The following is a 21,745-nucleotide window of genomic DNA, read 5'->3' on the forward strand; positions in this document are numbered from 1 at the left end:
CGTACCGGTTTGACCACTTAGGAAGGCATGACGTGACAATACGAGAAGAGGGTGTGAGCTGAATGGCTGGTAACAACGGAGGCCCCTGGGGAGGGGGCGGCTCGAACAAGGGCGGCGGCAATCGCGGCAATGACGGGCGTGGTTCCGGCAGTGGCGGCGAGGGCCCCCAGATTCCCGAAATCGACGAATTGATGAAAAAAGGGCAGGAACAGCTTCGCGTTCTGATGGGCGGGCGCGGCGGCAAGGGTGGCCGCCCGGGCGGCGGTGGGTCCGGTGGGCCGGCCTTCACCCGCGGCACGTTCGCGCTGGCCGCGCTGGCGGCGGTCGTGCTTTGGGCGCTGGCCTCTTTCTATACGGTGAAGCCGGAAGAGCAGTCGGTGGAACTGTTCCTTGGCAAATATTCCCAGACCGGCAATCCCGGCCTGAATTTCGCGCCCTGGCCGCTGGTCAGCGCCGAGGTCATTCCGGTGACCCGCGAACAGACAGAGGATATCGGCGTGGGCCGCGCCGGCGGCGATGCCGGGCTGATGCTGACCGGCGACGAGAATATCGTGGATATCGATTTCCAGGTGGTCTGGAACATCAACGATCCGGCGCAGTTCCTGTTCAACCTGCGTGACCCGCAGCAGACGATCCGCGCCGTTTCTGAATCGGCGATGCGCGAGATCATCGCCCAGTCGGAGCTGGCGCCGATCCTCAATCGCGACCGAGGCTCGATCGCGGCCCGGCTGCAGGATCTGATCCAGCAGACGCTCGACAGCTATGACAGCGGCATGAACGTGGTACGCGTGAACTTCGACAAGGCCGATCCGCCGCGCGAGGTGATCGACAGTTTCCGCGAAGTGCAGGCCGCCGAGCAGGAGCGTGACCGGCTTGAGAAACAGGCCGACGCCTATGCCAACCGGGTGGTTGCCGGCGCCCGCGGTGAAGCCGCGCAGGTGCTGGAAGAGGCCGAAGGCTATCGCGCCCGCGTGGTCAACGAGGCCCAGGGTGAGGCGAGCCGGTTCTCCGCCGTGCTCGAGGAATACAAGAAGGCGCCGGATGTGACGCGCAAGCGGCTTTATCTGGAAACACTGGAAGAGGTTCTTGGCCGCGTGGACAAGGTGATCATCGACGAAAGCAGCGGCAGCAGCGGTGTGGTGCCCTATCTGCCGCTGAACGAGTTGCGCCGCCCGGCAGAGGGGAACTGAGGCATGAAAAAGACAACTTACATTCTGCCCATCGTGGTGATCGCCATCGTGGTGTTCCTGTCGTCGGTCTTCATCGTGGACGAGCGTGAAAAGGCGCTGGTGCTGCAGTTCGGCCAGGTGCGCGACGTAAAGGAAGAGCCGGGTCTGGCCTTCAAGATCCCGCTGATCCAGGAGGTCGTGCGCTATGACGACCGGATCCTGAGCCGTGACATCGACCCGCTGGAAGTAACGCCGCTCGATGATCGCCGGCTCGTGGTCGACGCCTTCGCGCGGTTCCGCATCGCCGATGTGGTGCGGTTCCGTCAGGCGGTCGGCGCGGGCGGCATCCGTTCGGCCGAGGACCGGCTCGACAGGGTGCTGCGCGCCGCCACGCGCGAGGTGCTGGGCTCTGTCAGCTCCAATGACATCCTGTCGTCGGACCGGGCCGCGCTGATGCTGCGCATCCGCAACGCCGCGATTTCCGAGGCCAGCAATCTGGGGCTGGAGATCGTCGATGTACGGCTCAAGCGCACCGATCTGCCCGAACAAAATCTGGAAGCCACCTTTGCCCGGATGCGGGCCGAGCGCGAGCGCGAGGCGGCCGATGAGATCGCGCGCGGCGAAGAAGCGGCGCAGCGGGTGCGTGCCCAGGCCGACCGGACGGTGGTGGAGCTTGTCTCCGACGCCAACCGCCAGGCCGAGATCGCGCGCGGTGAAGCCGACGCCGAGCGGAACGGGATCTTCGCCACCGCTTATGGCGCGGATACCGAGTTCTTCGAATTCTACCGCTCGCTCGAGGCTTATTCGCGCTCGTTGCAGGGCGGCAATTCGACGATGGTGCTGTCGCCCGACAGCGAATTCTTCGATTACCTGAAGAACGCGCAGGGGCGGTGATGCCGATCCTGCTGCTGGCCATCGGGCTGGTACTGGTTGTGGAGGGGCTGGTGTTCGCACTGGCCCCTTCGCGTCTGGAGGATCTGCTCGCGGTGCTGAAAACCCTGCCGCTTGATGCCCGCCGGGCGCTCGGGCTGGGCGCGGTGGCGCTGGGGGTCGGGCTGGTTTGGCTTGCAAAAGCGCTTGGCGCCTGAAACGCTTGGCCCGGGCTGCGAATATGCTTCACATCCATGTGACAGCGCGTGACGGGCTTTGAGTTGAATGTCGGGGCCCCTATCTAAAGGATCAGGACACCCGGGCCGGGTGATTTCCCCGCCCCAACCAGGATCATACGAGGAGGAACTCCCATTGACATCCCAGGCCATGACACTTTCCGCCCGGACGGACGCGGCGCCGCTGCGCGCGCTCTGGGCGCTGATACTGGGCCTCGCGCTGGTGATGGCCCAGGGCATATCGGCGCAGGCGCGCGGCGTGCCCGAAAGCTTCGCCGACCTGGCCGAACAGGTCAGCCCGGCGGTGGTGAACATCACCACATCGACCACGGTTGCCGTTTCCACCGGGCCCGGCCCGCAGCTTCCCGAAGGCTCTCCCTTTGAGGATTTCTTTCGTGATTTCATGAACCCCGAGGGCGAGGGCAACCAGCAGCGCCAGCGCCGCAGCCAGGCGCTCGGCTCCGGCTTCGTGATTTCCGAGGATGGCTATATCGTCACCAACAACCACGTGATCGAAAAGGCCGACGAGATCGAGGTGGAGTTCTTTTCCGGCAAGACGCTGGAGGCCAAGGTGATCGGCACCGACCCCAACACCGATATCGCCCTGCTGAAGGTGGAAAGCGATACGCCGCTGCCCTTCGTGCCCTTCGGCAACAGCGATGTGATGCGCGTTGGCGACTGGGTGATGGCGGTGGGCAACCCGCTGGGGCAGGGCTTTTCGGTCTCCGCCGGCATCGTATCGGCCCGCAACCGGGCGCTGAGCGGCACCTATGACGATTTCATCCAGACCGACGCGGCGATCAACCGGGGCAACTCGGGCGGGCCGCTTTTCAACATGGCCGGAGAGGTCGTGGGGGTGAACACCGCGATCCTGTCGCCCAACGGCGGCTCGATCGGCATCGGCTTTTCGATGGCGTCCAACGTGGTCAACAATGTGGTCGGGCAGCTGAAGGAATTCGGCGAAACCCGGCGCGGCTGGCTGGGCGTGCGCATTCAGGACGTGACGCCGGATGTGGCAGAGGCCATCGGCCTGGAAGAGGCGCGGGGCGCGCTGGTGACGGATGTGCCCGAGGGCCCGGCCGCCGAGGGCGGCATGCAGTCGGGTGACGTCATCCTGTCGTTCGACGGGGTGGATGTGGCCGACACGCGTGAGCTGGTGCGCATCGTCGGCAGCTCGCCCGTGGGCAAGGCCGTGCGCGTCGTGGTGTTCCGCGATGGCGGCACCCAGACGCTGAAGGTGACGCTGGGCCGCCGTGAAACGGCCGAGGGCGCGGTGCCCGCCGTCGCCTCGCCGGCGCCCGAGGCCCCGGTCGAGAAGCAGATGCTGGGCCTGACCCTGACCCCGCTGACCGACGAGATGCGCGAGCAGCTGGAGCTGGGCGCGGGTGACGGGCTGGTGGTGACCAATGTCGACGAGATGAGCGAGGCCTATGAAAAGGGTCTGCGCGCGGGCGACGTGATCACCGAGGCCGGTCAGCAGAAGGTGACCAGCGCCGATGATCTGGAGGCCCGGATCACCGAGGCGAAGGAGGCCGGGCGCAAATCGCTTTTGCTGCTGATCCGCCGTCAGGGCGCGCCGCGCTTTGTGGCGCTGTCGCTGGAAGAGTGATCTTTCGCCCCGGAAACAGCAAAGGGCGCCCGCCGGGGCGCCCTTTTTGCGTTGCGGCTCAGCCGTCCGCGCCGGGCCTGGGATAGGCGATCAGCCCCAGTTTGCGCGCCGTGGAGAGCGACAGGGTGGCGCTGTCGAGCCCAAGCGTGGCCTGGTATGTCCGCACCGCGCGGCGCGTGGCGGGATCCATCGTTCCGGTAACCGGGCCTTGGTACACCCCGCGCGCGGCCAGCGCCCGCTGCAGCGTGGCGGTGAACTCTGCCGTCATCTGCGCGGCGCAGGGGGTTTCAAACCAGATCTCCTGGCGCGGGGTGACGATGCGCTGATGGGTTTCGGTGCGGTAATGCGCGGGCGCGCTGATGGCGCCTTCGGCATCGCGCCGGGCCGGTTGCTGCAGCACATGGTCCGTCACGGTTTCGATCACCGCCGGCGTCACATGCTTGCCCCAGCAGGTGCCGGGGGCGGCGCCGGGCGGCGCGTGATCGGGCGGTGTGGCCAGCGGCTGTTCGGCCAGCCGCGCGACGTCGGCCACCGGCGCGGTGTCCTGGCAGGCGGCGAGGCCGAGCGCGGCGAGGCCGGTCAGAAGAAGGTTTCGGATCATGTCTGCTCGTCCGGGGGCTTGGGGCCCTGATGTTCTTGGCGGCACAATAGCCTGTTTCGCGCCGTCGTGAAAGGCTGCTGGCCGGCCGGGCGGGCGCGGAATTTCGACCCGCCCGCGCAGGGGCCGCCACGGGCACTGGAAAACCGCGCGAACTTGGCCTATTGGGGCAGGGAACGACCCGATCAGACAGATGAGGACAGGTATGGCGAAGATCACCTATATCGAGCATGACGGAACCGAGCATACGGTGGATGTTCCCACCGGTATGACCGTGATGGAAGGCGCGCGGGACAACAACATTCCCGGCATCGACGCCGATTGCGGCGGCGCCTGCGCCTGCTCGACCTGCCATGCCTATATCGCGCCTGACTGGGTGGAAAAATTGCCGAAGATGGAGGCGATGGAAGAGGACATGCTCGATTTCGCCTATGCGCCCGATCCGGCCCGTTCGCGCCTGACCTGCCAGATCAAGGTGTCCGACGATCTGGACGGGCTGGTCGTCAACCTGCCCGAAAAGCAGATCTGAACCGATGCTGCGGGCGGCGCTTGCGCTCTCGCTCCTGGCGGCCGGGGCTGCGCGGGGCGAGATCGTGTCGGCCCGCTTCGGCGATCCCACCACGCGCTATGATCATGCCGTTCTGGGCGATGCCATCGAATACGGCACGCTGGAGCTGTGGCTGAAGGGCGGGCAGGGGCGGCGCATCGTGCTGCCCGAAACCCGCGTGTTCGAGGATCTCGCGCCACGTCTGGCCGATCTGGATGGGGACGGCGCGCCCGAGGTGATCGTGGTGGAAACCGACCTGTCGCGCGGCGCGCGGCTGAGCGTCTATGGCGCCGGGGGGCTGATCGCGGCGACGCCGTTCATCGGCCGGGCGCATCGCTGGCTGGCGCCTGTCGGCGCGGCGGATCTGGACGGTGACGGGTTTGCCGAAATCGCCTATGTCGACCGGCCCCATCTGGCAAGGCTGCTGCGGGTCTGGCGGTTTCGCGACGGCGCGCTGACGCTGGTGGCCGAGGCGGGCGGGCTGACCAACCACCGGATCGGGCAGGATGTGATTTCGGGCGGGATCCGCGATTGCGGCGACGGGCCCGAGATGGTGACCGCGAGCGCCGACTGGAGCCGGGTGATGGCAACGCGGCTGCAGGGTGGCGCGCTGGTATCGCGCGACATCGGGGCGCATGATGGCCCCGAGGCCTTTGCCGCGGCGATGGGCTGCGCCTCTTAGGTGTTCAGAGGTCGCGCAGGGCGTACCAGTAATAGGCCGGGTGCAGCAGGGCACGGCGTAGCGGACCCAGCGGGAAGCGGCGCAGCGGTGCCCGCATCAGCGCCGGAAAGGCGCGGCCGGGCGCGCGTCCGGCGGCCAGATCGGCCATCAGCGCGCCGCTGTAGGTGGCCATCGCCACGCCGTTGCCGTGATAGGCCAGCGCGGTAAAGGCATCGGGCCAGTCGCCCAAGGGCCCGACATAGGGCGCCAGATCACGCGCCATGCACACCAGCCCGGCCCAGAAATGCGGCGTTTCGACATGCGCCCAGGCCGGGAACATCCGTTCGAAATCGCGGCGGATCTCGGTCTTCATCCACTCGAGCGCGGCCGGCGAGCTGCGCACCCCGCCGCGCATCCCGAACAGAAAGCGGCGGTTCGGCATCAGCCGGAAGTAATGCAGCAGGTTGCGCGTGTCATAGGCCATCTGATCGGTGGTCCAGCCCTGATCGCGCAGTTCGGCCCCGGTCAGCTCACGCGTGACCAGAACGCTGGACTGAAGCGGCAGATAGCGCCCTGACAGCCACGGCGGCAGATCATCGCTGCTGTAGCCGTTGGTGGCCAGCAACAGCTTGCGCGCCCGCAGCCTGCCGCGCGGGGTGTTCAGAACATAGCCGCCCCCGGCCTGCCGCTCGATCCCCGTGACGGGAGAGCGGGCGTGGATGCGCGCCCCTTCGGTCACCGCCGCGCGGGCCAGCCCCTGCGCGTATTTCATCGGGTTGAGTGCAAAGCCGATCGGTACCGTCATCCCGCCGTGAAAGGCTGGCCCGGCCATGCCGCGATCGGCAAGCTCCTCGCGCGGGATAAGCCGGGGGGTGACGCCATAGCTGGCCTGCACATGCGGCGCCTCGGCGCGCAGGGCCCGCATGTCGCGCGGGCGGTGGGCCAGGATGGTTTCGCCTTCGGAATGGCGGTCGGCATCTATGCCGTAGCGATCGAGGATCTCGGCGACGCTGTCGATCGCGCCGGTCTGGGCGGCGTGAAACAGGGCCAGGTCCTGCGCGCCGAAGCGCCGGGCAAGGGCCGCGTCACTGGCCTTGGCGCCGCCAAGGCAGGCAAAGCCGCCGTTGCGCCCCGATGCGCCCCAGCCGGGCTCTTCGGCCTCCAGCACGGTGACGTCGGCGCCATGATCACGCGCCAGGTGCAGGGCGGCGGAGAGGCCGGTATAGCCGGCGCCCACGATCGCGAAATCGCAACCCGTCTCGCCCTGGGCGGGCGGATAGGGGGCGGACGTGGCGGTGGTGCGCCAATAGCTCTCTTGCACCGACGCGTCGGAATAGGCCCCGGCCTCGTACAGCCGTTTCACGCGGGCACCTTGCGGGTGGTTCGGGGGCGGGGCTTCATTGCTGCTGCGCGGCCTGCTCGTCGCGGGTCATCCGCGCGATCCGTGTCTTGGAAATCAGCGAGGCGGCGATCACGCCGACGGCGACAATCCCGATCATGATCGTCGAGAGCGCGTTGATCTCGGGGCTCACGCCCAGGCGCACGGCGCTGAATATCTTGATCGGCAGCGTGGTCGAAGAGGGGCCCGAGGTGAAGGAGGCGATCACCAGATCATCAAGCGACAGGGTGAAGGCCAGCAACCAGCCCGAGATCACCGCCGGCGCGATCATCGGCAGCGTGACGCTCATGAATGCGTCGAACGGGGTGCAGCCCAGGTCAAGCGCCGCCTCCTCCAGCGATCTGTCGAAGGCGACAAGCCGCGACGAGACCACGACCGATACGTAGCACATCGAAAACGTGGTATGGGCCAGCACGATGGTGATCACGCCGCGATCGAGCCCCACGGCGATGAACAACAGCAGCAGCGACAGGCCGGTGATCACCTCGGGCATCACCAGCGGCGCGTAGATCATGCCGGAAAACAGGGTGCGGCCGGCGAACCGCCCGCCACGCACCAGCACATAGGCCGCCATCGTGCCCAGCACCGTGGCGATGCTGGAAGAGATCACGGCCACCTTCAGTGTCACCCATGCGGCATCCAGGAAGGCTTCGTTGCGAAGCAGTTCGCCATACCATTTGGTCGAGAAACCGGCCCAGACGGTGACGAGCTTGGAGGCGTTGAAGCTGTAGATCACCAGAATGATCATCGGCATGTAGAGAAAGGCAAAGCCAAGCGTCAGCGACGTCGCGTTGAACCAGCTGAAACGGCGGATCATTGTTCAAGCTCCCTCTGGCGCTGCTCGTTGCGCTGGAACAGGATGATCGGGATCACCAGGATCAGCAGCAGGATCACCGCCACGGCCGAGGCCACCGGCCAGTCGCGGTTGGAGAAGAACTCTTCCCACAGCACCTTGCCGATCATCAGCGTGCGTGACCCGCCCAGGATCGAGGGGATGACGAATTCGCCGATGGCCGGGATGAAGACGAGAAAACACCCCGCGATCACACCCGATCTGGAAAGCGGCGCGGTGATCAGCCAGAAGGCTTCGGTGCGCGAACAGCCCAGATCCTCGGCCGCCTCGAGCAGCGAGACATCCAGCTTTTCAAGCGTGGCATAGATCGGCAGGATCATGAACGGCAGGTAGGTATAGACGATACCGATATAGACCGCCCAGTTGGTGTTGAGGATGATCAACGGTTCCGAGGTGAGGCCGGCCCATTGCAGGAACTGGTTGAGGAACCCTTCCTGGCTGAGGATGCCCATCCAGGAATAGACCCGGATCAGGAAGCTGGTCCAGAACGGCAGGATCACCAGCATCATCAGGGTGGGGCGCCATTCCTGCGGCGCCCGGGCCATGCCATAGGCGATGGGATAGCCGACCACGAGCGTCACCAGCGTCGAGATCAGGGCGATCTTCAGGCTGGAAAGATAGGCTTTCCAGTAAAGATCATCCTGCGTCAGGAACACGAAATTCTCGAAATCGAGCGCGCCGAAGAAGTCCTTGATCCCGGCCCATCCGGCGGAAAGATCAAGCGTGGGGGTATAGGGCGGGATCGACAGGGCCGTGTCCGACAGCGCGATTTTCAGCACGATCAGAAACGGCACCAGAAACAGCGCCAGCAGCCAGCCATAGGGCACCAGCACCAGAAGGAAGCGGCGGAAGTTCATCGCGCGGCCCCCTTCATTGTGTCAGCACGATGCCGGCTGTGTCGGTCCAGGACAGCCAGACCGTATCTTCCCAGGTGAAATCACGCCGTTCGATCCGGCGGCTGTTGGTCATCTGGGCCGAGATCATGTGGCCGGACGGCAGCTGGACATGATAGGTCGAGATATTGCCCAGATAGGCGATGTCGATGATCTTGCCCTGCACCACATTGGCCCTGTCGTCGGGGCGTTCGGCGGAAACGGCGATCTTTTCGGGGCGCACCGCATAGGAGACGCGGGTGCCTTCGGTCAGGCCGCCGTTCGCCTCGGCCCGGATCGGCGCCTCGCCCTCGGTCCAGTCGATCAGCACCTTGCCCGGCTCCTGCGGCCGAAGGTTGCCTTCGATGATGTTCACGTCACCGATGAAGTCTGCCACGTAAACCGAGTTGGGGGCTTCATAAATCCGGTCGGGCGTGGCTACCTGCATCAGCTTGCCATTGTCCATCACCGCCACGCGGCTGGCGACGGTCATCGCCTCTTCCTGATCGTGGGTCACGATCACGAAGGTGGTGCCGGTCTTTTCCTGAATGTCCATCAGCTCGAACTGGGTATCGTTGCGCAGCTTCTTGTCGAGCGCGCCCAGCGGCTCGTCGAGCAGCAGCAGTTTGGGCGCCTTGGCCAGAGACCGGGCCAGCGCCACGCGCTGACGCTGACCGCCGGAAATCTGATGCGGCTTGCGGCGGGCGAATTTCTCCAGCCGGGTCAGGCGCAGCATTTCCTGCACGCGGCCGTCGATCTCGGACTTGGGCATCGGCGAACGCTTCAGCCCGAAGGCGATATTGTCATAGACCGACAGATGCGGGAACAGCGCATAGCTCTGGAACATCATGTTCACCGGGCGCTTGTTCGGCGGCACCGGGGCGATGTTCACGTCATCCAGCCAGACGGTGCCTTCGGAGGGCGGATCGAACCCGGCGAGGATCCGCATGATCGTGGTCTTGCCGCAGCCCGACGGGCCCAGAAGGGCGAAGAACTCACGCTCGTAGATATGCAGATCGAGATTGTCGACAGCGGTGAAATCGCCGAACCTTTTGGTCACGCCCTCGAACCGGATCAGCGGTTTCTTGGTCGGGTCGTCCCAGGGAGCGAAGACGGAACTGCTCGGGGATTGCGCCATAGGCCATCCTTGAAAGAGGGGAAGGCCCGCACCGGCCGGCGGTGCGGGCAAGGGGATCAGATCAGGTGCCGGATTTGATCTTGGTCCAGAGCCGGGTAACGACCCGCTGCACCTTCGGATCGTAAGGTGTTGTGATGTAGAGGTTTTTCAGCGTTTCCGCGTCAGGGTAGATCGCCGGGTCGCCGATCACGTCCTCTTCGAGGAATTCCTGCGAGGCGACGTTGCCGTTGGCATAATAAACATAGTTCGACGCCGCGGCCATGTTATGGGCGTCCAGGATGAAGTTCAGGAACGTGTGGGCCGCGTCGGGGTTCGGCGCGTCGACGGGAATGGCCATCTGGTCGAACCACATCAGCGCGCCCTCGGACGGGGCGTTATAGGCGATCTCGACGCCGTTGTCGGCCTCGTCGGCCCGGTCGCGCGCCTGAAGGATGTCACCCGACCAGCCCACGGCCACGCAGATGTCGCCATTGGCCAGCGCGTTGATGTATTCGGAGTTGTGAAACTTTTGCACATAGGGGCGCACGGCGCCCAGCACGGCCTCGGTCCGGGCGATGACCTCGGGGTCGTGGCTGTCGGGATTTTCGCCCAGATAGGCCAGCGCGGCGGGGATCATCTCTGTCGGGGCATCAAGGAAATGTACGCCGCAGGCGGCCAGCTTTTCCATGTTCGCCGGGTTGAACACCAGCTCCAGCGATCCGATCGGGGCGTCTTCGCCCAGAATCTCGGCGACCTTGGCGACGTTCACGCCGATGCCGGTGGTGCCCCACATGTAGTTGATCGAATAGGCGTTGCCGGGGTCATAGGTGGCGGTACGCTCCTGGATCACGTCCCACAGGTTGACGGCGTTCGGCAGTTTGGAAAAATCCAGCGGCTGAAATGCGCCGGCTGAAATCTGGCGCTGCAGGAACGACCCGGTCGGCACCACGACATCATAGCCCGAGCCGCCGGCCAGCATCTTGGTTTCCAGAACCTCGTTGGAATCGAACACGTCATAGACCAGCTTGATCCCGGTCTCTTCCTCGAATTTCGTCAGCAGCTCTTCGTCGATATAGTCGGACCAGTTGTAAACGTGGACCTCTTCCGCGCCGGCGGCCGTGACACAGGCGGCGAGCGCGGCGGCCAGCGGTATCCATGTGGATTTCATATTTTAGGTGCTCCCGTTGGTTTGCAGAGAGTCGCGTGCCCTCACATTGATAATTTGATCAAACGCCGCCGCTATTGCAATATGGTATTTGATCGGACTCCGGGCAGACAACTCGGCTGCGCCGGGCGATGCGGCGGGGTGAAAGGCATTAAAGACTTGGATCAGGCATTTGAAAAGCTTCCGGCCCATGAATTGGTCTATCGCAGCATCCGCGAGATGATTCTGTTCGGAGAGCTGGCACCGGGCCAGTCGGTGACGATTCAGGGGCTGGTCTCGGTTCTGGGGGCGGGGATGACCCCGGTGCGCGAGGCGATCAGGCGGCTGACCGCCGAAGGCGCGCTGGAGCTTTTCGGCAACCGCCGCGTGCATGTGCCGACCCTGACATTGCCACAGATCGACGAGCTGTATTTCGCGCGGCAGGCGCTTGAGCCGCGGCTGGCCTGTCTGGCCGCCGAAAGGATTACACCGTCGGACATCATGCAGCTGGATCTGATCGACCAGTCGCTGAACGCGGCGATCGAACGGGGCGATGTCCGGGCCTATCTGGAGCAGAACCACCGGTTTCACTTCACACTTTATCAGCGGTCGGAGGCGAAGATCCTGCTGTCGATCTGCAATGCGCTGTGGCTGCGGGCGGGGCCTTCGCTGCGCGTCGTCTGCGGCAAGTTCGGCACCTACAACCTGCCCGACATGCATGAAGAGGCGCTCGCCGCGCTGCGCGCGGGTGATCCCGAGGCGGTGGCCCGCGCGATCGAGGGCGATCTGCTTCAGGGCGGAGAGCAGATCCGGCTTTCGCTGGGGCAGGGGGCGGTTTGATCAAATTCTGTTGACGCGGAAATATTTGATCATATTCTCGCGGCGGAATGGCCGGCTGGCCTTCTGTCGGCGTTCCGACACGCCCGAGGCCGGGAAAATTCAGGGAGTCACCGGATGAAACCGATCAGCAATCACATGCCCACCGCAGAGCTTCAGGCGCTGGATGCGGCGCATCACATGCACCCGTTCACGGCGGGCGCCGAACTTGGCGCAAAGGGCGCGCGGGTCATCACCCAGGCCAGCGGCGTGACGCTGACGGATTCCGAAGGCAACCGGATTCTCGATGCCATGGCCGGCCTGTGGTGCGTCAATATCGGCTATGGCCGCGAGGAACTGGCCGAGGCCGCATCGCGCCAGATGAAACAGCTTCCCTATTACAACACCTTCTTCCAGACGACCCATGTGCCGGCCATCGCGCTGGCGGCGCGGCTGGCCGAACTGGCGCCGGGCGATCTGAACCATGTGTTCTTCGCCGGCTCGGGCTCCGAGGCGAACGACACCAACATCCGCCTTGTGCGCCACTACTGGGCGGCCAAGGGCAAGCCGGAGAAAAAGGTGATCATAAGCCGCTGGAACGCCTATCACGGCTCGACCATGGGCGGCGCCAGCCTGGGCGGCATGAAGGGGATGCACGCGCAGGGCGGGCTGCCGATTCCCGATATCGCCTATATCGACCAGCCGCACTGGTATGCCGAGGGCGGCGACATGTCGCCCGAGGAGTTCGGGCTGGAACGCGCCCGCCAGCTCGAGGCCAAGATCGCCGAGCTGGGCGAAGACAAGGTCGCGGCCTTCATCGCCGAGCCGGTGCAGGGCGCGGGCGGCGTGATCATTCCGCCGGAAACCTACTGGCCCGAGATTCAGCGGATCTGCGACGCGCATGACATCCTGCTGATCGCGGATGAGGTGATCTGCGGTTTCGGGCGCACCGGCAACTGGTTCGGCAGCCAGACGATGAACATCCGGCCGCATATCATGACCATCGCCAAGGGCCTGTCTTCGGGCTATGCGCCGATCGGCGGGTCGCTGGTCTGCGACGAGGTGGCCGAGGTGATCGCCGCCGGAGAGTTCGCGCATGGCTATACCTATTCGGGCCATCCGGTCTGTGCCGCCGTGGCGCTGGAAAACCTGCGCATCATCGAGGAAGAGAAGATCATCGAGCATGTGCGCGAAGTGGCTGCCCCCTACATGGCCGAGAAATGGGCCGCGCTGGCGGATCATCCGCTGGTGGGCGAGGCGCGGATCGTGGGCCTGATGGGCTCGCTCGCGCTGACGCCGGACAAGGGCGCGCGCGCGAAATTCGCCTCCGAGGCCGGGACGGTGGGGCTGCATTGCCGCGACCGGTGCTTTGCCAACAATCTGATCATGCGCCACGTGGGCGACCGGATGATCATCGCGCCGCCCCTTGTGATTCAGCCCGCCGATATCGACATCCTGTTCGAACGCGCGGTGAAATCGCTGGACGAGACCTTTGCCAAGATCAAGGCAGAGGGGCTCTACAAGGCCGCATAGGCGCGCAGACCCCGGCCGGGCATGGCCGCAACGGAGGGAAACCGATGAGCGTTCCGGGTAAACGTCAGTTCTTCATAGGTGGCGCGTGGGTGGACCCCGCGCAGCCGCAGGACCTTTCGGTACTCAATCCGGCGACGGAAGAGCCGATCGCCGTGATCTCGATGGGATCGCCTGCGGATGTGGACAGGGCCGTCGCTGCGGCGAAGGCGGCTTTTCCCGGCTATGCCCGCACAACGCGGCAAGAGCGGATCGAGCTGCTGGAAAGCATCCGCGCCGTCTATGCCCGGCGGATCGACGAATTCGCCAGCATAATGACCGAGGAGATGGGCGCGCCGGCCACCCTGTCGCGCAACTCTCAGGCCGCCGTGGGCATCGGCCATCTGGACGGGTTCCTCGAGGCGCTGAAGCAGATGCCGTTCCGCGAGGTGCTCGACAACGGCGATACGATCCTGCGCGAACCGATCGGGGTGTGCGGGCTGATCACGCCGTGGAACTGGCCGATCAACCAGATTGTGCTGAAGGTTCTGCCGGCGCTGGCGGCGGGCTGCACGATGGTGCTGAAACCGTCGGAGCTGACGCCGCTGGACGCGATGCTCTATGCCGAGGTGCTGCACGAGGCGGGCGTGCCCGCGGGCGTGTTCAACCTGGTCAATGGCGAGGGGCCGGTGGTGGGCGCGGCGCTGTCATGCCATCCGGATGTGGCGATGATGTCTTTCACCGGGTCCACCCGGGGCGGCACGGCCGTGGCCCGCGATGCGGCCGGCACGGTCAAGCGCGTGGCGCTGGAGCTGGGCGGCAAATCCCCCAACCTGATCTTTGCCGATACCGATGTCGAAGAGGCCGTGGCGCGCGGTGTGCGCCATTGCTTTCAGAACACGGGCCAGTCCTGCAATGCCCCGACGCGGATGCTGGTGGAGCGCGCGGTCTATGACGCCGCGCTCGAGGTGGCAAAGGCCGCCGGCGCGGCACAGGCGGTGGGCGATCCCGCGCTGCCGGGCGATCATATCGGGCCGCTGGTCAGCCAGCTTCAGTTCGACCGCGTGCAGGAATTGATCGCCGCCGGGATCGAAGAGGGCGCGACCCTGCTGGTCGGCGGTCTGGGCAAGCCCACCGGGTTCAACATCGGCTATTACGCCCGCCCGACGATCTTTGCCGATGTCACAAACGACATGCGCATCGCGCAGGAAGAGGTGTTCGGCCCGGTGCTGGCGATGATCCCCTTCGAGGATGAGCAGGAGGCGATCCGCATCGCCAATGACACGCCCTACGGCCTTGCCGCCTACATCCAGACAGGCGACGACGCGCGGGCCGACCGCGTGGCGGCGCAGCTGCGTGCCGGGATGGTGCATGTCAACGCAACCGACATCGGCTGGGGCAGCCCGTTCGGCGGCTACAAGCTGTCCGGAAACGGCCGCGAGGGCGGACGTTTCGGCATCGAGGATTTTCTGGAAATCAAGGCAATTTCAAAGCCTTGATTTCCGTTTTTAATGTGATGGAATAGGCGCTTTCTACAGCGCGCGCCAGCCGATATCGCGGCGGTAAAACCCGCCGGGCCAGTCGATCCGCTCCACCATCGCATAGGCCCGATCCCGCGCTTCCCGCAGCGTGGCGCCCCGCGCGGTGACGTTCAGCACCCGGCCGCCATTGGCGGTGATCTTGCCGTCCACCTCTTTGGTGCCGGCGTGGAACACCATGCTCATGCTGTTTTCCGGCACGTCCCCCAGCCCGCCGATGACCGATCCCTTTTCATAGCTGCCGGGATAGCCCTTTGCCGCCATCACCACCGTGATCGCGTGATCATCGGCCCAGTTCACCTGTGCGCTGTCCAGCCGCCCCTCGGCGCAGGCCAGCAGCAGGTCCAGCACCTGCGCGCCCAGCCGCATCATCAGAACCTGACATTCCGGGTCGCCGAAGCGCACGTTGTATTCCACCAGCCGGGGCTGGCCGTCCTTGATCATGAACCCGGCATAGAGAACGCCCTTGTAGGGGGTGCCGCGCCGGGCCATTTCGGCCACAGTGGGGCGGATGATCTCGGCCATCGCCTTTTCGGCGATCGCGTCGGTCAGCACCGGGGCGGGAGAATAGGCCCCCATGCCGCCGGTGTTGGGGCCGGTGTCACCTTCGCCGACCCGCTTGTGATCCTGCGCGGTGCCGACGGGCAGCACATTCTCGCCGTCGCACAGCACGAAGAACGAGGCCTCTTCGCCCTCCATGAATTCCTCGATCACCACCTCGGCGCCCGCCGCGCCGAATTCGCCGCCGAACATGTCGTCGATGGCGGCCAGCGCCGTGGTCTCGTCCATCGCCACGATCACGCCCTTGCCGGCGGCCAGCCCGTCGGCCTTGACGACGATGGGCGCGCCCCGCGCCCGGATATACTCCTTCGCCGGGCCGGCTTCGGTGAACCTGGCCCAGGCGGCGGTGGGGGCGCCGCAGGCATCGCAGACTTCCTTGGTAAAGCTTTTCGATGCTTCCAGCGCCGCCGCCGCCTGTGACGGCCCGAAACACGGAATGCCCGCCGCCTCCAGCCGGTCCGCCACACCGGCGGCCAGCGGCGCCTCGGGCCCGATCACGACAAAGCTGATGGCGTTTTCCTCGGCGAAGGTCGCCACCGCGCCGCCATCCTCGATGTTGAGCGCGGCGCATTCGGCCATCTGCGCGATGCCCGCGTTGCCCGGCGCCACGATCAAACGGTCGCATTTCGGATTCTGCTGGATCGCCCATGCCAGCGCATGTTCGCGCCCGCCACCACCCAGAATGAGGATATTCATCTGCCGCCCCCGCTTGGCCTTCGTTCCGGCGCGTTCTAAGCTGCACCAAAGCCCAAGACAAGCGAGTGCCCATGTCTGATCTGATCGACGATCCCGCGCCCGGTATGAACGCACCGGAATTCACCGTCACCGAACTGTCGGGCGCGGTGAAACGGGTGATCGAGGGCGAATTCGCCCATGTCCGCGTGCGCGGAGAGATCGGGCGCGTGTCGCGCCCCCGGTCGGGCCATATCTATCTGGATCTCAAGGATGACCGCGCGGTGATCTCCGGCGTGATCTGGAAAGGCGTCGCCGCCCGCCTGGCCACCCAGCCCGAAGAGGGGCTCGAGGTGGTGGCCACCGGCCGCCTGACCACCTTCCCCGGCCAGTCCAAATATCAGATCGTGATCGAGGATATCGCGCCGGCGGGCATGGGCGCGCTGATGGCGATGCAGGAAAAGCGCAAGAAGGCGCTGGAGGCCGAGGGGCTGTTCGCGCCGGGCCGAAAAAAGCCGCTGCCCTACCTGCCCGAGGTGATCGGCGTCGTCACCTCACCCTCGGGTGCGGTGATCCGCGATATCCTGCACCGGCTGCGCGACCGTTTCCCGCGCAAGGTGCTGATCTGGCCGGTGGCCGTGCAGGGCCAGAGCTGCGCGGCAGAGGTCGCGCGGGCCATCGAAGGGTTCAACCGCCTCACCCCCGGCGGGGCGCTGCCCCGGCCCGATCTGCTGATCGTGGCGCGCGGCGGCGGTTCGGTCGAGGATCTGTGGGGGTTCAACGAGGAAATCGTGGTGCGCGCGGCGGCGGCCTCCGACATTCCGCTGATCTCCGCGGTCGGACACGAAACCGACACCACGCTGATCGACTATGCCTCCGACCGCCGCGCACCCACGCCGACCGCGGCCGCCGAACTGGCGGTGCCGGTGCGGATGGAACTGCTGGCCTGGCTCGACGGGCAATCGGCCCGCCTGACCCGCGGCGTCACCCAGGGCGTCGGGCTGCGCGGCCAGCGCCTGCGCGATCTTGCCCGCGCCCTGCCCAAACCGGCCCAGCTGGTCGAGGCCGCGCGCCAGAGGCTCGACTATGCCGGCGACAGGCTCGGCCCCTCGCTGCGGGCCGCCGCCCAGAAAAAGCGTGTGCACCTGTCAGAGGTCAGCGGCAGCCTGCGCCCCGCCACCCTGCGCCGCCTGACCGCAGAGGCCGACCGGCGCCTGCAAGACCGCGCCGCCCGGCTGACGCCCACGCTCCTGACCCGCGACATCGACCGCAAGAAAGGCGATCTGGCAAAACTCACCGGCCGTTTCGCCCGCGCCGCCGATGCCCGGATCACCGGCTGGCGCACCCGGCTGGACGCGCTGGAACGGCTGCGGCTGGGTCTGGGCTACGAGGAAACGCTGAAACGCGGCTATGCGGTGGTCCGCTCGGGTGACAAGGTGATCACCACCCGCGCCGAGGCGGAAACCGCCACCGCGCTCGAAATCCAGTTTCAGGACGGCCGCTTCGCGCTGGGCGGCGCCCGCGCCAAGCCGGCCCGCAAAAAGCCCGCCCCGCCCGAACAGGGCTCGTTGCTCTAACCCTTCATCTTTCTGAAAATATCCCCGCCGGAGGCAAGAAAATCCGGGCGCGCCGCCCGGTCGTCAGACGCCGACCTCCGGTCCGGGGCACAGCAGCGGCTCGGGGCTTTGCTCGACCTCGACAAGCTGGGTCGCCTCGGGGTCGTTCTCGAACCGCGCGGTCAGCCCGCCGGGGCCGTCGAAGAAGCTCCAGCATTGCGGTGTATCGGGCCGCGCCTCATAGACAAAACAGATCTGCCCTCCGGCCTCGTACCATTCGCCGTGCTGGCAGTCGCCGTCCAGAAAGGTCCAGATTACCCGGCGACCGGGCAGATATTGCTCGGCCCCGTAGGCGATGCCCGCCTTGCCGAAAAACAGGGTCTTGCCCATGGCATAGCGCTCGAACGCCTCGGCGCTCATGGGCGGATCGGCCAGGGCGGGGGCGGCGGCAAGCAGGGCGGCAAGCAAAAGGGTGCGGCGCATCTCGGGGTCCTTTCCGGCGCATGGATCACGCCATTGTGCCAGAGCTGCGGGCCGGGGACCAGCCACGCCCGCGTTACCGCGCGGCGCGCCAGCGTGTCACGCGCCGGTCCATGACCCGGCGCCATGCGGTCGGGAACAGCGCCAGCGTGGCCATCGCCGGCAGGCCGCGCGGCAGGGTCGGCGCCTCGGGCGCGGGCGGCAGCCGCAGCGCGGGATAGGGCCGGGCGGGATGGGCGTGATGGTCGGAATGGCGCGGCGCGTTGAGCATCAGATGGCCCGAGAACCAGTGCGGCGCGTTCCATGAATGGCGCGGGGCAACCGGTTCGAACCGCCCGTCGGGCTGGCGCGCGCGGCTCAGGCCATAGTGCTGAACGTAATCCGACAGCAATAGCTGTGCGGTGGCATGGCCGGCCAGCCCCAGATGGGCCAGCAGGCCGGGCAGGCCGAAGGCCAGCGCGCTCAGGCCCAGCCCGGCCAGCCCGCCCGCGACATAGGCGACATAGGGATGCCGCCATGCGGGGCGGGGCGGGGTACGGGCCGCGCCCAGCCGGTTCTCGGCGCGCAGCCCTTCGCGGAAAGATCCGGTCCAGGCGCGCGGCGCGAAATGGTAGAAGCTCTCGCCCAGCCGGGCCGAGTTCGGATCCAGCGGCGTGGCGACGAACCGGTGGTGCACACGCGGATGGGCCGAGCTGTGATGGCCGAACAGCAGCGAGATATAGATCCACTGGCCAAGCGCATGCAGCGGGCGCCGCGCCCGGTGGATCAGTTCATGCGCGTTGGAATTGCTGATCTGCCCGAAGAACAGGCCAAAGGCGAGGAAGGCGGCGACGCGTTCGGCCGGCGCCAGCCCGGCCGCGCCCGAAACCGCCCGCACCGCCAGCGCCAGCAGCGCGAAATGGGCAATGGCCAGCACGGTCAGAAGGCTGTCGGCGCCCGGAAAGGCGCAGTCTTCGGGTGCGTCGGGGGCGGTGACCGCCACCAGCTGATCCAGCGCGAAGGTGAAGGCGGTAAGATAGGCAAGCGCGGCCCAGATCCACACGCCGCCCGCCGTGCCCCCCATCGCCAGAAGCGGCAAGGGCGCCAGCGTGGCCAGCGCGAACGGGGTAACGGGGCGGGTCTGGTTCATACGGGCGGGCGGGCCTCTTTGGTGATATCCGCGATATGATGCGTCAAAGCCGGGCCGGGTGCCAGTGCGCCGGTCGGTTTATCTGGCGGCTTTCCCTTCCCTAGGCGCGGAATAGGGATTAAGTGACGAAGGGCAGGTGGAGGCAGTCATGGCGTTCTTTAAAAAGCTCAAGGACCGGATGTTCAAATCCTCTTCGAAGATCGAAGAGGGGCTGGAGGCGATCGTCGATGCCGGCGGCGAGGAAGAGGTGCGCGCGGCCTCCGGCCAGCAGGAGCCGGCGCCCGAACCGCTGCCGATCCCGCAGCCTGAACCCGAGCCCGAACCGGCGCCCGAGCCCGCCCCGGTGCCGGAGCCAGAACCCGAGCCCGCCCCCGAACCCGAGCCGCAGCCCGAACCGGAACCCGTTCCGCTGCCGATGCCCGAGCCGCCCCGCCCGCTGACGGAACCCGAACCCGAGCCCGAGCCGCTGAACGTGCCGGTGCCGGGCGATGATCAGGTGGAAACCGAGGTGCCGCTCGAAGCGCCGGTGGAGCCCGATCTCTATCCTGACGAGACGCCGCAGGAAATTCCGACCTACACGCCCGGCGGGGTCGAGATCAGCGCCGAGGCGCGCACGCCGGGGTTTCTGGGCCGCCTTCTTGGGCGCGGGGCGGAGCCCGTGGTGGTCAAGCGCCGGGTGCTCGACGATGACATGCTCGAAAGCCTCGAAGAACTGCTGATCACCGCCGATATGGGTGTGGATACCGCGCTTCGGGTCACGGCGAACATGGCCGAGGGCCGGTTCGGCCGGAAGCTTTCGGTCGATGAGATCAAGGGTCTGCTGGCCACGGAGATCGCCCGGATCATGGATCCGGTGGCGCGGCCGCTGCCGCTTTATCCGACCAAGCCGCAGGTGGTGCTGGTGGTCGGCGTCAACGGCTCGGGCAAGACCACGACCATCGGCAAGCTTGCCAGCCAGTTCAAGGCCGCCGGCAAGAAGGTGGTGATCGCGGCGGGCGATACGTTCCGGGCGGCGGCTGTCGAGCAACTGCAGGTCTGGGGCGATCGCGCCGGGGTGCCGGTGCTGACCGCGCCCGAAGGTTCCGACCCGGCATCGCTGGCGTTTGACGCGATGACGAAGGCCCAGGAAGAGGGCGCCGATCTGCTGCTGATCGATACGGCCGGGCGGTTGCAGAACCGCCAGGATCTGATGGAAGAGCTGTCCAAGATCGTGCGCGTGATCCGCAAGAAAGACCCCGACGCGCCGCATAACACCCTGCTGGTGCTGGATGCGACGACGGGCCAGAACGCGCTGCGCCAGGTCGAGACGTTCCAGAAGCTGGCCGATGTCACCGGCCTTGTGATGACCAAGCTCGACGGTACCGCCAAGGGCGGCGTTCTGGTGGCGCTGGCCGACAGGTTCGGCCTGCCGATCCATGCCATCGGTGTGGGCGAGCAGATCGACGATCTGGCCCCCTTCGATCCCGAGGAATTCGCCAACGCTCTGGCGGGGGTCGATGCCTGAATTTACCGAACGGGCGCCCGATCTGGCCGCGTTTCAGGCGCTGCGCCGCGCGGCGGGCATGAGCGTCTTTCCCGATGACGCCGCGGGGCCCAGCCTCGAACGCACGCTGCACGGTGTCTGGCTGTGGGCGGATGGGGAACTCATCGGCATGGGGCGGGTCACCGGGGATGGCGCCTGTTTCGTGCAACTCAATGATGTGGCGGTGCATCCCGCTCGTCAGGGCCGCGGTTATGGCACAGCGATCGTCGCCCGCCTGTTGCGCTGGTGCGATGCCAGCCTGCCGCGCGGATGTTACGTCAGCCTGATCGCGGACGCGGGCGCCGAACGCCTGTATGAAAAGGCCGGGTTCGAACATCGCACCGGCATGGCGCGGCGGGTGCCATGAGCCCTGGGCATTATTCCTCGTCCCGGGCCGCATCCACCACGCGGCGCAGCAGCCACATCACCACGAGCGCCAGCGCCGTGGCCATCAGTGCCAGCGGCAGGTTGCCCACGCCGCAGGTCAGCCCGATGGCGCCGGCCATCCACATGCCCGCCCCGGTGGTCAGCCCGCGTACCCGGGCGCCCGAAGTGATGATCGACCCGGCGGCCAGAAAGGCCACGCCCGAGGTCACCGCCTCGATCAGGCGCAGGGGATCGACGCGCTTGAATCCCTCGTCCCCGCCCGGAAAGGCGGTCAGATCGAAGGCGATCAGCGTGAACAGGCAGGCGGCGAGCGAAATCATCATATGGGTGCGCAGCCCGGCATTGCGGTTGTGCACCTCGCGCTCCCAGCCGATGGCGCCGCCCAGAACAAGGGCGAAACACAGCCGTACAAGGGAAATATCCCAGGCCACCACGGCGAAGGGCCGGGAAAAATCAGACATCAGGGACATGTCAGCCATGCAAACCTCGGAAAGTTCTCA

22 protein-coding genes are annotated in these 21,745 nt (G+C 66.4%); 12 read left to right on the plus strand and 10 right to left on the minus strand.

What is annotated here, in order from left to right; translation table 11 throughout:
- Nucleotides 1-62 precede the first annotated feature (62 nt).
- The 4 genes from hflK to GGR17_RS14025 all read left to right on the plus strand — a co-directional run bounded on the left by hflK (nucleotide 63) and on the right by GGR17_RS14025 (nucleotide 3,884).
- Nucleotides 63-1,190: an FtsH protease activity modulator HflK gene (hflK, locus tag GGR17_RS14010; RefSeq protein ID WP_054539353.1), complete on the plus strand. Its 1,128-nt coding sequence runs from the start codon at nucleotides 63-65 to the stop codon at nucleotides 1,188-1,190.
- 3 nt (nucleotides 1,191-1,193) lie between these two features.
- Nucleotides 1,194-2,063 (plus strand): protease modulator HflC, encoded by an 870-nt coding sequence (gene hflC / locus GGR17_RS14015; protein WP_037210581.1) that lies wholly within the window; start codon nucleotides 1,194-1,196, stop codon nucleotides 2,061-2,063.
- A complete protein-coding gene (locus GGR17_RS14020; protein WP_054539352.1) occupies nucleotides 2,063-2,257 on the plus strand; it encodes a DUF2065 domain-containing protein in 195 nt (64 codons plus the stop codon). The genes hflC and GGR17_RS14020 overlap by 1 nt, the downstream gene beginning before the upstream one ends.
- A 169-nt stretch (nucleotides 2,258-2,426) precedes the next feature.
- Entirely contained in the window at nucleotides 2,427-3,884 is a 1,458-nt protein-coding gene (locus GGR17_RS14025; protein WP_037210577.1) for a DegQ family serine endoprotease, read from the plus strand.
- Between the two features lie 58 nt (nucleotides 3,885-3,942).
- Here the strand turns inward: GGR17_RS14025 and GGR17_RS14030 are convergent, their stop codons facing one another.
- A complete protein-coding gene (locus tag GGR17_RS14030) occupies nucleotides 3,943-4,485 on the minus strand; it encodes a peptidoglycan-binding domain-containing protein (protein ID WP_054539351.1) in 543 nt (180 codons plus the stop codon).
- 202 nt (nucleotides 4,486-4,687) lie between these two features.
- Between GGR17_RS14030 and GGR17_RS14035 the strand changes: the two genes are divergently transcribed.
- A complete protein-coding gene (locus GGR17_RS14035; RefSeq protein ID WP_054539350.1) occupies nucleotides 4,688-5,011 on the plus strand; it encodes a 2Fe-2S iron-sulfur cluster-binding protein in 324 nt (107 codons plus the stop codon).
- 4 nt (nucleotides 5,012-5,015) lie between these two features.
- Nucleotides 5,016-5,711 (plus strand): FG-GAP repeat domain-containing protein, encoded by a 696-nt coding sequence (locus GGR17_RS14040; RefSeq protein WP_054539349.1) that lies wholly within the window; start codon nucleotides 5,016-5,018, stop codon nucleotides 5,709-5,711.
- Nucleotides 5,712-5,715: 4 nt separating this feature from the next.
- Here GGR17_RS14040 and GGR17_RS14045 read toward each other — a convergent pair whose 3' ends face one another.
- From GGR17_RS14045 to GGR17_RS14065, 5 genes are all read right to left on the minus strand, one after another.
- Nucleotides 5,716-7,053: an NAD(P)/FAD-dependent oxidoreductase gene (locus GGR17_RS14045; protein ID WP_054539348.1), complete on the minus strand. Its 1,338-nt coding sequence runs from the start codon at nucleotides 7,051-7,053 to the stop codon at nucleotides 5,716-5,718.
- 34 nt (nucleotides 7,054-7,087) lie between these two features.
- Nucleotides 7,088-7,903, minus strand: a complete 816-nt coding sequence (locus GGR17_RS14050; RefSeq protein ID WP_054540423.1) for an ABC transporter permease — start codon at nucleotides 7,901-7,903, stop codon at nucleotides 7,088-7,090.
- Nucleotides 7,903-8,799 (minus strand): ABC transporter permease subunit, encoded by an 897-nt coding sequence (locus GGR17_RS14055; RefSeq protein ID WP_054539347.1) that lies wholly within the window; start codon nucleotides 8,797-8,799, stop codon nucleotides 7,903-7,905. The genes GGR17_RS14050 and GGR17_RS14055 overlap by 1 nt, the downstream gene beginning before the upstream one ends.
- 13 nt (nucleotides 8,800-8,812) lie before the next feature.
- Nucleotides 8,813-9,952 carry an ABC transporter ATP-binding protein gene (locus tag GGR17_RS14060; protein ID WP_054539346.1) on the minus strand — a complete coding sequence of 380 codons (1,140 nt, stop codon included), beginning with the start codon at nucleotides 9,950-9,952 and terminating at the stop codon, nucleotides 8,813-8,815.
- Nucleotides 9,953-10,013: 61 nt separating this feature from the next.
- The gene (locus GGR17_RS14065) at nucleotides 10,014-11,099 is read right to left on the minus strand and encodes a polyamine ABC transporter substrate-binding protein (RefSeq protein ID WP_054539345.1); all 1,086 of its coding nucleotides are present in this window, start codon (nucleotides 11,097-11,099) and stop codon (nucleotides 10,014-10,016) included.
- Between the two features lie 156 nt (nucleotides 11,100-11,255).
- Between GGR17_RS14065 and GGR17_RS14070 the strand changes: the two genes are divergently transcribed.
- From GGR17_RS14070 to GGR17_RS14080, 3 genes are all read left to right on the plus strand, one after another.
- The gene (locus GGR17_RS14070) at nucleotides 11,256-11,915 is read left to right on the plus strand and encodes a GntR family transcriptional regulator (RefSeq protein ID WP_054539344.1); all 660 of its coding nucleotides are present in this window, start codon (nucleotides 11,256-11,258) and stop codon (nucleotides 11,913-11,915) included.
- A gap of 114 nt (nucleotides 11,916-12,029) precedes the next feature.
- Nucleotides 12,030-13,424 carry an aspartate aminotransferase family protein gene (locus GGR17_RS14075; protein WP_037210564.1) on the plus strand — a complete coding sequence of 465 codons (1,395 nt, stop codon included), beginning with the start codon at nucleotides 12,030-12,032 and terminating at the stop codon, nucleotides 13,422-13,424.
- A 44-nt stretch (nucleotides 13,425-13,468) separates the two neighbouring features.
- On the plus strand, nucleotides 13,469-14,899 hold the full coding sequence (locus tag GGR17_RS14080) for an aldehyde dehydrogenase family protein (RefSeq protein WP_054539343.1): 1,431 nt from the start codon (nucleotides 13,469-13,471) through the stop codon (nucleotides 14,897-14,899).
- A 33-nt stretch (nucleotides 14,900-14,932) separates the two neighbouring features.
- On the opposite strand, the gene purD is transcribed toward GGR17_RS14080, so the two are convergent.
- The gene (gene purD / locus GGR17_RS14085) at nucleotides 14,933-16,195 is read right to left on the minus strand and encodes a phosphoribosylamine--glycine ligase (protein ID WP_054539342.1); all 1,263 of its coding nucleotides are present in this window, start codon (nucleotides 16,193-16,195) and stop codon (nucleotides 14,933-14,935) included.
- A 71-nt stretch (nucleotides 16,196-16,266) separates the two neighbouring features.
- Between purD and xseA the strand changes: the two genes are divergently transcribed.
- A complete protein-coding gene (gene xseA / locus GGR17_RS14090) occupies nucleotides 16,267-17,748 on the plus strand; it encodes an exodeoxyribonuclease VII large subunit (protein ID WP_054539341.1) in 1,482 nt (493 codons plus the stop codon).
- 63 nt (nucleotides 17,749-17,811) lie between these two features.
- On the opposite strand, the gene GGR17_RS14095 is transcribed toward xseA, so the two are convergent.
- Nucleotides 17,812-18,210, minus strand: a complete 399-nt coding sequence (locus tag GGR17_RS14095; protein ID WP_054539340.1) for a hypothetical protein — start codon at nucleotides 18,208-18,210, stop codon at nucleotides 17,812-17,814.
- Between the two features lie 73 nt (nucleotides 18,211-18,283).
- A complete protein-coding gene (locus GGR17_RS14100; protein WP_054539339.1) occupies nucleotides 18,284-19,336 on the minus strand; it encodes an alkane 1-monooxygenase in 1,053 nt (350 codons plus the stop codon).
- 148 nt (nucleotides 19,337-19,484) lie between these two features.
- Between GGR17_RS14100 and ftsY the strand changes: the two genes are divergently transcribed.
- Together ftsY and GGR17_RS14110 are read left to right on the plus strand one after the other, a co-directional pair.
- On the plus strand, nucleotides 19,485-20,840 hold the full coding sequence (gene ftsY, locus GGR17_RS14105) for a signal recognition particle-docking protein FtsY (RefSeq protein ID WP_054539338.1): 1,356 nt from the start codon (nucleotides 19,485-19,487) through the stop codon (nucleotides 20,838-20,840).
- Nucleotides 20,833-21,225: a GNAT family N-acetyltransferase gene (locus GGR17_RS14110; protein WP_054539337.1), complete on the plus strand. Its 393-nt coding sequence runs from the start codon at nucleotides 20,833-20,835 to the stop codon at nucleotides 21,223-21,225. The genes ftsY and GGR17_RS14110 overlap by 8 nt, the downstream gene beginning before the upstream one ends.
- 10 nt (nucleotides 21,226-21,235) lie before the next feature.
- Here GGR17_RS14110 and GGR17_RS14115 read toward each other — a convergent pair whose 3' ends face one another.
- Nucleotides 21,236-21,724 carry an MgtC/SapB family protein gene (locus GGR17_RS14115; protein WP_054539336.1) on the minus strand — a complete coding sequence of 163 codons (489 nt, stop codon included), beginning with the start codon at nucleotides 21,722-21,724 and terminating at the stop codon, nucleotides 21,236-21,238.
- Nucleotides 21,725-21,745 lie beyond the last annotated feature (21 nt).

The sequence above is a fragment of the Actibacterium naphthalenivorans genome (assembly GCF_014196965.1).
Lineage (GTDB): Bacteria > Pseudomonadota > Alphaproteobacteria > Rhodobacterales > Rhodobacteraceae > Actibacterium_A > Actibacterium_A naphthalenivorans.